The following is a 13628-nucleotide window of genomic DNA, read 5'->3' as shown; positions in this document are numbered from 1 at the left end:
CCAGCGCCCCGAAGGTCACCTTCGGGGCAAGGGAACGCGCTCACGACGGTCACGTAGGGGTGAGCACGGTGCCGGGTGGCGCGGCCTGCAGCCGTTCCAGTGCCGTTCGCAGCGGGCCGGGTACCCGTACCGGTACCGGCGCGCCGTCTTCCACGCGCATGCAGGCGACCTGCTGGCGGCCGCGCGCGATCAGTTCCTCCGCTCCCCCGGAGAGCCGCACGTAGTCGAAGGCGAACGCGATCTGCGTCTGCGTCAGCTTTTCCAGGCCGAGCCGGAGCGCGATCTCGTCGAACGCGGTGAGTTCGTTCAGGTACTCGCATTCGACGCCGAGCGTGAAGATCTTCAGCCCGTCCCGCAGTTCGTCGACGATTCCGGGGTACACGGTGTGCAGGAACATTTCCCGGCAGCTGCCCTGCCAGCTCACGTACCGCGCGAAGTAGGCGTTGCCGACCAGGTTCGTGTCCTCGAACGACACCACGTGCCGCCATTCGAAGTACCGGTTCATCGCGCACCGGCCACTCGCACCGCGAGCACCACGGCGTCGCCGGACGGCGAAACGGTGGCCGAGCAGGTACCGATCCTGGCCGTTCCCGCGGTGAACCACGCCCAGCCCGCGACGGACGACTCCGCGATCACGAACGCTTCCTCCGGGCCGTGCCCGGCCTTCTGCGCGCATTCCGCGGCGCACCACACCCGGCTCGCGGCCACCGAGAGGTCCTCGCCGAGTTCGCGGGCCAGCCGCAGCGCCACCTCGTAGCGGTACTCGCCGAGGAGGCCGCGCCACACCGCCGCGTCCCGCCGGACGACCGGCTCGACATCGCACGTCGCGTCCAGCGCCGCCATCGTCATCCCAGCCCCATGTGCCAGCGATATCCGTTCCCCGCCAGGGGTTTCCGGTTTCCCGTCTGCCCGGTGGGACACGACGACGGGCGCGCCGAGCAGGCGGCCGACCGCCGACGAAGTCCATTGAGGACGGTCAGAGTCCTCGGGATGCGGCTCCAGCGCGATCCTGGGCGAAACGCCGGTCCGTTCCTCGACGTGCCGCTCCAGGTACGGCCCGAGCAGCGGCACCGGGAGCGGCCACGGCTCGCCGGTGCGCACCACGCGCAACCGCAGCCCCCGCCACGCTTCCACGACCCGGCCGTCGGCGTCGGACACGGTGATGTCCCAGACCACTTCCGCCGCGGTCCGCAGCCGCTCGGCCCCGGTGAGCACCAGCGGCCGGTCCGATCCGGAGCCGAGCGGGCCGGGCCGCAGCCGCTCGATCCCGACCGGCAACAGCGTCTGGTCCGGACGGCAGCACTGGATCGCCTGCATGACCGCGTCGCGCACACCGGGCGAACCGAGCACGAGCCCGGCGGGGAGGTGCCTGCCGAACCAGGTTTCCTCATCCACATCGGACAGTTCGGCGGTGGCGTAGGTCGCGCCGACGCGCCGATAGCCGCGCAGCCGCTGGAACCGCCCGCCCTGGAAAAGGGTGCGCCCGTACAGCTCCCCTGACGGGTCCAGCGCGAGCAACGGCAGCCCGGCGGCGTCCTCGGGAGAAACATCATCGGGTGCGGTGAACCGGCAGGTCGCCCGGAAGTGGTCGACCTGGAACCCGGTTTCGGCGCTGCGCAGCACCACCTCCACCACTCCCGGCCCGGTGACCAGTGCGGCCGTGCGCACGGTGACCTGCCCTCGGTGCGGCGCGACGATCGGACGGCTGAACTCCACCTCGGTGAACCAGGGCGGCCGGGTCTGTCCGGTCACCGCGCAGGCGAGCTGCGCCATCGCCTCCATCCCGAGCACCGCGGGGAAGAGCAGCGCGCCGTCGAGTTCGTGGTCGAGCAGGTAGGGGTCGGCCGCGACGGACAGCTCGGCCTCAGTGACCAGTTCGACCCCGGGGTAGTCGACGAGCACCCGGTCGGCGAACCGCCGCAGCGGCAGCTCCCGCCCGCCGACCTCCACGGTCGGCAACGCGCCGAGGCGCCCGGCGACCACGACGGTCACCGCCGCCCGCTCGGCCGCGAGCAGGCGGCGCAGCAGCGCCAGCCCCTCGTCCGCGGAGACCGGAGTGATCCCGTTGTGCCGCAACGATTCCACCACGCCGAGCCGCTCGCCCATGCCGACGCCGGACCAGACGCTCCATTCCACCGCGCGGCACCGGCAGCCGGGATGCTCGCGGGCGAACTCCTCGGTGGCCGCGCTCAGTGCCGCGTTCGCCGCGGCGTAGTGCGCTTCCCCTGCCAGGCCCGCCCTGCCGATGATGCTGCCGAAGGTGACCAGCAGCCGCAGCTCCGCGGCGCCGACCGCGTCCAGCACTTCGCGCAGGCCCGATACCTTCGGCGCCATCGTGCGAGCCAGCTCGACATCGTCCACATCGGACAGTGCGCGCGGCGAGTTCCGGCCCGCGCCGTGCAGCACGGCGGTGACCTGCCCGAACGCGGTGCGCAGTTCGGCCACCGCCGACCGCACCCCGGCACCGTCGGCGACGTCCGCCCGCAGGTAGCGGAACGGCACCCCGGCCGCGGTGAACCGGCGCAGGTTCTCCGCCAGTTCGGTGTCCCGCTCCGGATCGGACCTGCCGAGCAGGCCGACGCTCGCCCCGCTCCGGACGGCGAGGTCAAGTGCGCACTCGGCGGTAATGCCCTTGCCGCCACCGGTCACCAGCAAGACATCGCCAGCATCCAACGGGAACTCCGACGGAGCCTCGGGGAGGTCCAGCACGCGCAGCACCGGCTTGGTTCGCGCGCCCGTACTGTCGTACCGCAGTTCGGTGTAGCCCTCGGACGCGCTCGCCACGTCGGCGGCGATCCAGCCCGCCGCCTCCGGCACCGGTGGGACCTCGACCACCAGCACGGTCAACGCGGGCGCCTCCAGCGCGAGGCTCTTCGCCATCGCCACGGCGCCCGCCGCCGATCCGTGGTGCACCAGGAGGAACGTGCCCTTCGGCTGCTCGGCCAGCGCCGTCTTCGCGGCGGCGAGGACTTCGCTGAGGTCTTCCCCGCCGTGTTCGGGGAGGCAGACCATGACGCCGCTGCCCGAACCCGCCACCACGCGGTGCAATGACCCCGCGACCGGGTGATCCGGCGGCGCGTGCAGTTCCCACGCACCGTCCACTTTGGCCACGGCCACCGCCTCGCGGACAGCCGGTTCCAGCTCGACGGTGAAGGGCCGCACCCACGGCGCCACCCCGGCGGCGGACGCCGGTGACGGCTCGGCATCGACGCCCGTCTCGGCGAGATCTTCCAGCGCCTGCGCGATTTCCCGCACGGTCGCGGTGGCGAAGTTCAGCGGCGCGGCCGGAGCGGGGAGCCCGCGCGCACGGACGGCGTCGTGCACGATCTGGCCGACCGTGATCGAACTCAGGTGCAGTTCGTCCAGCAGCGCGCTGTCCGCGTCGACGGCGTCGACCGGCAGCTCGGCACGCTCGGCGGCGAGGCCGCGGATCAGCTCCACGGTGCCCGCCACCGGATTTCCGTTGCGCGGCACCGGTTCCGCCCGCGGCGCGGCTACCTCCGGCTCGTCGAGCGCGACGGGCTCGCGGTCGGGAGCCCCGGTTTCGCAGGGGTTTTCCAGCAGGCTGACGTGCTCCGGCAGCGGTTTCGCGTAGCGTCCTTCGAAGAGCACGCCGAGCCGGACGGGCGCGCCGAGCACGTAAGCCGCGGCGGCCGCGCGGAGCGTACCCGCCATCGACGCACCGCCCGCGTCGGTCGAAACCACCGGAACCGGCACTGTCTCCCGCGCCAGCCCGGACAGCACGCGCCCCGGCCCCACTTCGACGATCAGATCCGCCCCGCCGGCGGCCAGTTCGATCGCCTCGGCGAACCGCACCGGCGAACTCACCTGCCGTCCCAGCAGGTCGCGCAGATCGGTGTCCGCGGTCAGCGGCGCCGCGGACACCGTCGAGATCACCCGCCGCCGCGGGGCGCGAAGCGGTTCACCGGACAGGAAATCGGTGAACAACCGTGCCGCAGGCGCCACCTGCGGCGAGTGGAAGGCGTGGGACACCGGCAAGCGCGTGGCCCGGACGCCACGCCGCTCCGCCTCGGCGAGGACGTCCCCGATCGCGGCGGCGGGCCCGGCGAGCACGGTCTGCCGTGGCGCGTTCAGCCCGGCGATCACCACGGAATCGTGGTGGCACAACGCCTTCGCCTCCTCCGGGGCGGCGGCGACGCTGATCATCGCGCCCTCCCCGTGGCTCGCCTCGGTCATCAGCCTGCCGCGTTCGGCCGCGATCCTGACCAGCGCCGCCGCGTCCAGCACCCCGGCCCAGTGCAGCGCGGTCAGCTCGCCGAGGCTGTGCCCGACGGCCCGGTCGGCATCGACGCCGAGCGACGTGAGCACCCGGAGCGCCGCCGCCGAATCGGCGGCGATGCGGGGCTGCGCGGCGGCGGTGGACACCCCGGCATCCGCCATGACGGGCAGGTCCAGCGCGGCGTGGAAGCGGTCGGCCTCGGCGAACCGGCGGCGCAGCGCGCTGCCGCCCGTCGGCCCCGAACCCTGCCCGGGAAAGGCGAAAACGATCCGTGGTGGTACCGACGATTCTCCGAGAAACATCCCGTCGTCGACGACGCGCACGGCACCGGCGTCGATCCGTTCGGCGAGTTCGGTGAGCGCGCGGGCCGCCTGGCGCGGGTTCGCCGCCACCACCGCGCCCCGCACCGGCGCACCGGTCAGTTCGTCGTGCAACCGCGCGGCGAGATCGGCGAGGTTGGCGTAAGACAGCTCGCGCACCACGGCGACGGCCGCCGAAACCTCGGCCCGCAGTTCGGCGACGGTTTCCGCGTCGAACAGCAGCAGCTCGGCGTCCTGTGTGGACCGAGCGAGCGCGGTCGCCCTCGGGTCCGCACGGGTGTCACCCGCACCGGCGTCCTCGATGACGATGTGCGCGTTGATCCCGCCGAACCCCATGGAGGACACGCCCGCCCGCACCGGGCGGTCCGCTGGCCAGTCCTCCGGCCGGTCGGTCACCCGCACCGCGCAGCCGGGCTCGGCCAGCGCGGGATGCGGATCGAGACAGCCCGTGGTCGGCGGGATCGTCCGCCGGTGCACCGCGAGCACCGCCTTGATCAGCCCCGCCGCGCCCGCGGCCGCCTTGGTGTGCCCGATGTTCGCCTTGACGGTGCCGAGCACCGCGCGCGGCGCCGCCGGGTCGGCCGCGGTGCGGGTCGCCGTGATCGCGCCGATCTCCGTGGTGTCGCCGACCGCGGTCCCGGTCCCGTGGCCTTCGAGATAGCCGACGGTGCCCGCACCGAACCTGGCCCTGGCGTAGGCGCGTTCCATCGCGAGGCGCTGTCCGGCGACCTCCGGCCTGGTGATACCGCCGCTGCCGTCGGAGGACACGCCCCAGCCCGCGATCAGCGCGTAGACCCGCTGCCCGCGCGCCAGCGCCGCCTCCTCGGTGGTGAGCACCAGCATTCCGCAGCCCTCACCAGGCCAGAACCCGGCGGAGCGGCGGTCGTAGACGCGCATCTCGCCCGCGGCCAGCGCCCCGGTCTTGGCGAAGCCGACCAGCTCGAACGGGTCGATGGACAGGTCGACGCCGCCGGCGACGGCGACCTCCGCGTCGCCGGCGGTGAGCGCGGTGCAGGCGTGCGCCACCGACAGCAGCGACGACGAGCACGCACCGTCCACTGTGTACCCGCCGCCACCGAGGTCGAAGTAGTTGCAGATGCGCCCCGCGATGGTGTTGGCGAGCCCGCCGGCGAGCGTGTCCGCGCCCACCGGCGGGAAGGGCGCCTTGTAAGCCGATTCCAGGCCGTCGAGGAACTCGTCCACTCCGGTGTCCACAAGGGACGATTCGCGCAGCGCCCTCACCACGGTGCGCCGGACGTACGGCCAGCGCAGGCGCAGCAGGCTCGCCCTGCTGAACTCGCCGGTGAGCGTGTTGCCGACGATCACGGCGGTGTTCTCGCGCGGAAGGCCGTCACCGTCAGGAAAACCGGCGTCGGCGAGCGCGCGGGCGGCCATGTCCAGTGCGAGCCAGTGCGTCAGGTCGGTGGACCGGTAGGTACTCCCGGCGATCCGGTAGCCGACCCGGTCGAACTCGTAGCCTTCGAGCAATGCCGCGTAGGGCGAGTAGAACCGGTCCGGCGCGTCGCGGTCCGGGGAGTAGTAGTCGGCCAGCGGGGTGCGCCCGTCCGGCAGCAACCGGAACGCCCGCCTGCCTGCCAGGACGTTCTGCCAGAGTTCGTCAGGTGAAGCGGCGTCGGGATACCGGCAGGCCATGCCGACGACGGCGATCCTGCCTGGTTTTCGGTCGGTCATCGTGCCCCCACGGTGTCGGAGATCGTCATCGGCAACCCGGATCGCGGCCGCAGCGAGATCAGCGAATGCGGGTCGACCGGGTGCCCCTGCCGTGGCCGGAGCCGGAACCGCGTGGTGATCATCGCGACCGCGAGCTGGATTTCGAGCTCGGCGAGCGGGGCGCCGATGCACCGCCGCTGGCCGCCGCCGAACGGGAAGTAGGTGTAGCGGGCGGGCCCCGGCCCGTCCGGATCGAACCGGCCGGGGTCGAAGGCCTCCGGGTCCGGCCAGTGCCGAGGATCGTGGTGCACGGTGAGCGGGGAGACGAAAACCGTGCTGCGCGCGGGAATCCGGTACCCGCCGACGCGCACGTCCCGGATCGGCTGCCGGGGGAACATCGGGATCGGCGGGTGCAACCGCAGCGATTCGGCGACCACCTGCCGCAGGTAGGGCAGCGCGGCGAGATCCGAGGTGGTGAGTTCGCGCGCGTCGCGCCCGGACAGCACCGCGGTCACTTCGGCGCGGAGCCGGTCGCCCACCTCGGGGTGCGCGGCGATCTCGTGGAGCGTCCACGCCAGCCCGCACCCGGTGGTCTCGTGCCCGGCCAGCAGGTGGGTCTTCAGCTCGTCGAGGATCTGGCCGCGGGTCAACCCGTTCCCGTTCCGGTCGATGGCGGCGACGAGCCTGCCCACCATGCGGTCCGCGGGCAGCGCGCCGCGGTGGTGCTCGGCGAGCAGCTCGCCCACCGCCGCGTCGAGCACCGCCTGGGTGGCGCGCAGCCTGCGCCGGTGCCGTCCCGGCAGCCATGCGGGCAGCAGCTGCTCGGCGCTGCCGGGGAACATCGCGGAGAGCACGTGCACGATCGCCGGGATCACCTCGTCCGCGCGGTGGCTCAGGTCGTGGTCGCACAGCACCCTGGTGACCACGTCGAAGGCCAGCCGCATCACCTCGGGGACGATGTCGACCGGCGCACCGCGCGCGGCGAGCCCTTCCCAGCGGCGCATCAGGCCGTCGACGGCGGCGGTGATGACCGGGGCGTTGGGGTGCAGGAAATTCGCGCGGAACATCGGCTGCCCGGTGCGCCGCAGGGTCCGCCACTGTTCGCCGTCGGTGGTGAGCAGGCCCTTGCCGAAGAACAGTTCGAAGCCTTCGTAGACGCGCCCCCTGCGGTAGTTCTCGTTGTCGTGCAACACTTCCCGGATCGCCTCCGGCCCGGCGACCTGGTGCATCAGCTCCGGGCCGACCCGGAACCGCGTCACGTCGCCGTGCTCCCGCGCCATCCGCAGCATGAGATGCGCGGCCTGGTCGCGGAACCGGCGGATGCCGAACGGCAGCGCGGGACCCGGTGCACGCTCAGTGGTGGTCATGCGCCTCACCTGGCCAGCACGCACTTGTCGTACAGATCCGGCAGCCTGCGACCGGCGTCGTAGGCGTCCTTCAACGACCAGTAGGCCCCGTCACCGCCGTACTGCCGCCAGAACTCGTCCTCGCCGTAGTGCGCGGTGGAGTACAACGGCTTGTGCCCGCCGAGTTCGACGATCTTGCGCTCGATCAACCGGTTCAGGTGGTCGGCGGGGCGGTCGGGGCTGGTCGGCACGAGCCACCAGAACCCGAGGCTGACATACAGCTTCCCCGGTTCCATGGGGTAGAGCGAAATCGGCTCGCGCAGCCGCATCGGGCACAGCCAGACCGGTTTGATGCCGATCTCGGCGTCGAAGAACGCCATGAACTCCCCCACCGACTCCGCGGGCAGGTCGGCGTCCTGCAGCACCCATTCGAACGGGCGGCCGACCGCGCGCCGCACCCGGCTGGTGAGGCCGAACCGGCGGTCGAACATCTGGATCCGGCGCAGCACGTCCGCGTTGCGGGCGCGGCTCGGCCACAACCGCCGCAGCACGGGGTTCTCCAGGCCGAACAGCCGCGAGGTCCAGTACATGTCGGTGTCCCAGCGCCACAGGTAGTCCCTTGTGGACAGGAAGTCCTCGCCGCGCCGCCGGATCGACCGGTAGTAGACGCCGCCGGTGTAGTCCGACCGGTACGGGGCGCGGTCGGTGAAATCGGCGAGCACGAGGTAGACCGCTTCCGGTCCGAAGTAGACACCGTCGACGAAGTCCACCGGTTCGCCGTCCCACGCGAGGTCTTCGGCGATCCGCCGCAGCGCGGAGATCCAGCTTTCGATCGAGTCCATCCGCACGTGCCGCAGCCGCACGAACGGTTTCGCCGGTTCCAGGTCGATCTTCAACCGGAGCGCGTACCCGAGCGATCCGTAGGAGTGCGGGAAACCGCGGAACAGGTCAGCGTGCTCGTTGTCCTTCGTGGCCACCACTACCCTGCCGTCCCCGGTGAGGATCTCCATCTCCCGCACCTGGTCGTGCGGCAGGCCCGAGCGGAACGACGAGGACTCCGCGCCGGTGCCGACCACGCCCCCGCCCAAGGTGATCTTCTTGAAGTCGAGTACCACCGGCGGGAGCAGGCCGTGCGCGAGTGTCGCGTCGGCGAGGTCCTCGAACGTCGTCATCCCCTGCACTTCGGCCGTGCGCGCGTCCGGGTCGATGTGCAGCACCTTGTCGAAGTGCCGCACGTCGAGGCCGGACGCGCGGTCCGGTGCGCGGCGGGGGCGGAACAGGTTCGAGGTCTTCTTGACCAAGCGGACCGGCGCGTCCCCCGGCAGCGCGCGGTAGCTCTGCCGCAGCGCCTCGACGGCCTGCCGGTGCTCCGCCATGGCGGCGGAGTTCGTGGACGTGGGCACGGACCCTCCCTGGTCTCGGTCTCGGCGAATTCGGCGGCAGCGCGCGAAATCCCGTCCCCGCCACCGGATCCGACGCTAACGAGCCGGGACCCCGCCCGTCATCGATGTGCCGTTGAATCCGCTCCACTCCCGTTGACCAGCGCGGGCGCGGGTTCAACAACTGTGGACAGCGGGTCCACCAGTCCGGTGTGGTAGGCCAGCGCGACGGCCTGGAACGACCGGGTCAGGCCGAGTTTCCGCAACAGGTGGTGGATGTGCGAACGCACGGTCACCTCCGCGACGAACAGCTCCTTCGCGATCCGCGCCACCGGCTCGCCCGTCGCGAGCAGGCGCAGCACGTCGAGCTCCCGCGGGCTCAGCAACTCGTGCAGGTCCGGCCGCTCGGTCCTCGGCGCACGCCCGGTGTACCCGGCGATCACCCCGCTGGTCACCTCCGGCGAGAGCAGCGCGTGCCCGGCGGCGACCGAGCGGATGGCGTAGGCGATCTGCTCCACCGGATCGTCGTCGAGGATGAACCCGCGCGCGCCGGTCCGCAGCGCCCGTTCCACGCATTCCTTTTCCCCCGCGCCCGCCAGCACGATCACCGGCACCGGGTTCCGCGACGCCGCGTCGACCAGCCTGCCCGTTCCGTAGCCGAGGCAGGCGAGGCTGGCCAGCAGCACGTCGGGCGCCAGCCCGGGAATCGCCCCCGCGGCGGCGTCCCCGGCGTCGTAGTCCCCGATCAGCCGGAGATCGGGTTCGTTCGTCAACACGGTGCGCAACCCGGTGCGCACCAACGGTTGCTCGTGGCACAGCAGTACGCGGATCATGGCTCAGCCCTCTTCCCCCAGCACGTCGGCAGGCCCTTCGGGGCACGCGCCACACCCTATCGAACTTCGAACACCAGTTCGAAGGTTCGACGTGAGCTGAGTCTGGAGCAGCTGGAGTTCGTCCGGATGGAAATCCCGGCAAACGCGCCGCATGGCGGAGTCCGCGGGCTAGGTTGAGGGTCATGCGCTTCGGACTCTTCGTCCCGCAGGGGTGGCGGCTGGACCTGACCGGCATCGACCCCGCGGACCACTGGAAAACCATGCTCGGCATCGCGAAGCACGCGGAGGCCGGGCCCTTCGAATCGATCTGGGTCTACGACCACTTCCACACGGTGCCGGAGCCGACCGAGGAAGCCACCCACGAGGCGTGGTCACTGATGTCGGCCTTCGCCGCGGCCACCGAGACCATCCGGCTCGGGCAGATGTGCACCTGCGTCGGCTACCGCAACCCGGCGTACCTGGCGAAGGTCGCCACGACCGCCGACATCATCTCCGGCGGGCGCGTCGAGATGGGGATCGGCGCCGGCTGGTACGAGCACGAGTGGCGGGCTTACGGCTACGGCTTCCCGAGCGCCGGCGAGCGGCTCGCCCGGCTCGACGAAGGCGTCCGGATCATGCGGGACCTGTGGACCACCGGAAAGTCCACAGTGGATGGCGAGCACTACCGCACCGACGGCGCGATCCTGCGCCCGCTACCGCTGCAGGACGGCGGGATCCCCTTATGGATCGCCGGTGGCGGTGAGAAGAAGACCCTGCGGATCGCCGCGCGGTTCGCGAAGTACACCAACTTCGCCGCCGACATCGACACATTCACCCGGAAGTCGGAGATCCTGGCCGGGCACTGCAAGGACGTCGGCACGGACTTCGGCGCGATCGTGCGCTCGGCCAACCACAACGGCGTCATCGCCGAGACCGAGAAAGAGGTCCAGGACAAGCTGGCCTGGCTCAAAGACCACTACGCGAGGCACGCGTCCCCGGAAGCTGCCGAGCGCGCGTACTCGATCTTCACCACCGGGGTGGGCATCGGCACACCCGAGCAGGTCGCGGAGCGACTGGCCAAGCTGGAAACGCTCGGCATGACCTACGCGATCTTCAACTTCCCCGAAGCCGCATACGACCGCTCCAGCATCGATCTCTTCGCAAAGCATGTCGTCCCGGCGATGGGCGCGAAATAGACTCTCGGTGCCGCGGTCAGGGCGCGCGGGTGCCCAGGATCTGTTCGGATTCGACCAACCCGACGTCGCTGGGTGCCCGGTGGTCGGCGAACACGCGCTGGCGCTGTTTGGCGCGCAGGTCCAGGTGCGCTTCGGCGGGCTTCGGGTAGCCGTGCTGGTCCCGCGCGGCGGCGGGGGTGAGCGTGCCGGGGTTCGTGGCGGGGATGTCGAACAGGACCGGGGCCACCACGGAGGTGGTCGACGGCGACAGCAGGTGCAGTGCGCCCAGCTGGAACCAGCGGCTGATCCTGGTCAGGCGGAAGGAGATCCGCATGACGGGCACGATCAGCGCGTCCAGCAGGCGGCTCTGGCGGATCCCGGCCAGCTCGCGCATCCAGCGCGGCATCGACGCGATAGAAGCGATGCGCAGTGCGGTGGTGATGACCAGCGCGCCCGGCCAGAGCACCGGGGGCAGCGGTGGCAGCATCACCTCGGCGTGCAGTAGATGGTCCATTGTGGAGCGTGCCGCCGCGGAGCCGACGAGCTGCGGCCGCATCCGCTCGAAGTACGCCCGCACACCCTCGCGGTCGCGGGGGACGTCGGCGGGGTCGCAGGTCTGCAGTTCGGCCGCGGCGACGCAGTCGGCCCAGTACCTGGCCTCGTCGGCCGGGCTCAGCTTGCCTGGCCCGTACTTCTCGTAGGCGTACAGGATCGAATGCCATGCGGTCAGGTGGATCCACAGCTGGGACTCGGGATCGTTGGCGTCGTAGGGTTTTCCGCTGCCCGGCTCGATGCCGATCCCGATCGAGTGGACCTTGACCAGGACGTCGGCGGCCTTCAGGGTTTCGCGGGTACCGGCGAAGGCGACCATCGCGAAGTACCGCAGCGTGCGGTCGTAACGGGTGCGCGGACGGGTGCGGATCGCCTTGGTCGCGTCGACGGCGGCGATCAGCGCGGGATCGAGTTCCTCGACCACGATCGCGCGCTGGAAGCCCAAGGTGAGCGAGGTCGGATACGTCCACACCCGCCACGTCACCGAGCCGGGGCCGAAAAACCCGCCGTCGGTGTGCGGCACGATCGTCGAGCGAGCACCGCGCGAGAGCCGCAACACGCGACCGACCGTCGGCGGTTCATCGGGATCGGCTCCGGTCACCGCGACCAGGACCGGGAGCACCACCCGCAACAGTCCCAGCAGCACCAGGCCGACGGCGCCGGTGCCGAGCAGGACCACCGCGGCCGCGAGGAAGACCCACGCCGACGACGAATCCCAGCGCGGGGCGTCCGCGTAGACGAGCACGCCGACGAGCACCAGCACCCCGAACGCCACCAGCGCGACCAGACCGGCCGCGGTCCTGCGCAGATCACCGTCCACAGTGGCCTGCAGCAGCACCACGCCGACCGTGACCAGCAGCACGCACAGCTCGCGCAGATCGAGCACGGTCACCGGCCATGGCCACCACGACGCGAACCGCTCGGGCTGGGCGAAGAACACCACTCCGGTGACGACCAGCGCGATCCCCTCGACCCCGGCGATGAGGCGCGCCCACACCGGCATCGGCGCGGTACGCCTCCGGCTGTCGAGCTCGTTGTCCACCCGGCGGGCGAGCTGAGCGGGCAGTGTCAGCACCGCGAGCAGCACCGTGCCCCCGGTGACGAGCAGCCACACGTCCGCGACGGGCACGCTGAAGGAGAACCCGAGTACGGTGACCGCGCGCGCCTGGTTCAGCACGCCGACGTGCAGTTCCGTGACGGCCAGGCTGCCACCGGCCAGGAGGAGCGGGGCGATGGCGGCGAGCCGCGCGTTCACCCAGCCCGGTTCCAGCGCGGCCAGCAGGAACAGCACGAAGGCGCCACCGAAACCGGCGCCCATCGTCGCGGCGGTGAGCGGATTCGCCGTCGTCCACGCGAACCACACGTTCGTCGCGCCGCTTCCGAGGTACAGCACGAGGAACAGCCCACCGCAGATCAGCAACAGCGGCGCGAACAACCCGGTGCGCACCGAAGGGGCCAGCGCCTTTCCCGGAGCCTCCGGCACCTGCAGCCGACTGTCGAAACCGCTTGCCGACGCTCCCGGTATGTTCATGACACCTCCTGTGGCGGAAAGACTGTCGGGCTGCTCGTGTTCAGCCGACCTCGGTGGTGCCGAGGACGGTGTCCTGCTCCGGCGGGGAGAGCGTGAGGTTCACGTCGAACTTGGCCAGCGACGGGTCCTTGGCGTCGGTCGTGATGTGCGAGACGGCTTCCTTGTCGACGGCGGACTTCGCCGGGCCCGCGGGCGTGCCCGCTGAGACGGTGAAGTCGACCGTGCCGTTCGCGGTGAAGGTCAGGCCGCCCTGCTCCGGCACCTTCGTTTCCGGGATGTCGAGGGTGACCCGCACCGGATCGACCTTGCCGCCGCTTGCCGTGACGTTCACCTTGGCGTCGATCTTTCCCCCGAGCTTGGTCACGCCCACCAGCCGCAGACCGTCCGCCGCGGCGGTGCCCGCGTCCACGTCGATGCTGAACGGTACCGACACGGTCTGGCCAGGGGCCGCCTTCGCCGGGACGTCCACGTGCACAACGGACTTGACCGACTGCGTTCCGATGATCGGGAAGGCGCCCTCCCAAGTCAGCGTCTTGTCCACGGCGCGCGCCGTGCCGGCGCCGAACACACCGAGGACGACCGTGAAGACAGCCATCAGAATT

8 protein-coding genes are annotated in these 13628 nt (G+C 71.4%); 1 reads left to right on the top strand and 7 read right to left on the bottom strand.

The window, feature by feature from the left end:
* Nucleotides 1-49 precede the first annotated feature (49 nt).
* The 5 genes from HUW46_RS37790 to HUW46_RS37770 all read right to left on the bottom strand — a co-directional run bounded on the left by HUW46_RS37790 (nucleotide 50) and on the right by HUW46_RS37770 (nucleotide 9789).
* Entirely contained in the window at nucleotides 50-505 is a 456-nt protein-coding gene (locus tag HUW46_RS37790; RefSeq protein WP_215543495.1) for an acyl-CoA thioesterase, read from the bottom strand.
* Nucleotides 502-6252: a type I polyketide synthase gene (locus tag HUW46_RS37785; protein WP_215543494.1), complete on the bottom strand. Its 5751-nt coding sequence runs from the start codon at nucleotides 6250-6252 to the stop codon at nucleotides 502-504. The genes HUW46_RS37790 and HUW46_RS37785 overlap by 4 nt, the downstream gene beginning before the upstream one ends.
* Complete coding sequence (locus tag HUW46_RS37780) at nucleotides 6249-7598, bottom strand: cytochrome P450 (RefSeq protein ID WP_215543493.1); 1350 nt, start codon at nucleotides 7596-7598, stop codon at nucleotides 6249-6251. Before HUW46_RS37780 ends, HUW46_RS37785 begins: the two co-directional genes overlap by 4 nt.
* 5 nt (nucleotides 7599-7603) lie before the next feature.
* Nucleotides 7604-8980 (bottom strand): FAD-binding oxidoreductase, encoded by a 1377-nt coding sequence (locus HUW46_RS37775; protein WP_254125299.1) that lies wholly within the window; start codon nucleotides 8978-8980, stop codon nucleotides 7604-7606.
* A gap of 98 nt (nucleotides 8981-9078) precedes the next feature.
* Nucleotides 9079-9789: a LuxR C-terminal-related transcriptional regulator gene (locus tag HUW46_RS37770; protein WP_215543492.1), complete on the bottom strand. Its 711-nt coding sequence runs from the start codon at nucleotides 9787-9789 to the stop codon at nucleotides 9079-9081.
* 182 nt (nucleotides 9790-9971) lie between these two features.
* Here HUW46_RS37770 and HUW46_RS37765 point away from each other — a divergent pair, with 182 nt between their 5' ends.
* A complete protein-coding gene (locus HUW46_RS37765; protein ID WP_215543491.1) occupies nucleotides 9972-10964 on the top strand; it encodes an LLM class F420-dependent oxidoreductase in 993 nt (330 codons plus the stop codon).
* 16 nt (nucleotides 10965-10980) lie between these two features.
* On the opposite strand, the gene HUW46_RS37760 is transcribed toward HUW46_RS37765, so the two are convergent.
* Nucleotides 10981-13026 carry an oxygenase MpaB family protein gene (locus HUW46_RS37760; protein WP_254125297.1) on the bottom strand — a complete coding sequence of 682 codons (2046 nt, stop codon included), beginning with the start codon at nucleotides 13024-13026 and terminating at the stop codon, nucleotides 10981-10983.
* Nucleotides 13027-13066: 40 nt separating this feature from the next.
* Nucleotides 13067-13621, bottom strand: coding sequence for a DUF6801 domain-containing protein (locus HUW46_RS37755; RefSeq protein ID WP_254125295.1), 555 nt, complete (start codon nucleotides 13619-13621; stop codon nucleotides 13067-13069).
* Nucleotides 13622-13628 lie beyond the last annotated feature (7 nt).

Origin of the sequence: Amycolatopsis sp. CA-230715, assembly GCF_018736145.1 — a bacterium.
Taxonomy (GTDB): domain Bacteria; phylum Actinomycetota; class Actinomycetes; order Mycobacteriales; family Pseudonocardiaceae; genus Amycolatopsis.
Note: the sequence above shows the minus strand (reverse complement) of the source record. Positions and strands in the feature narration are given on the sequence as shown.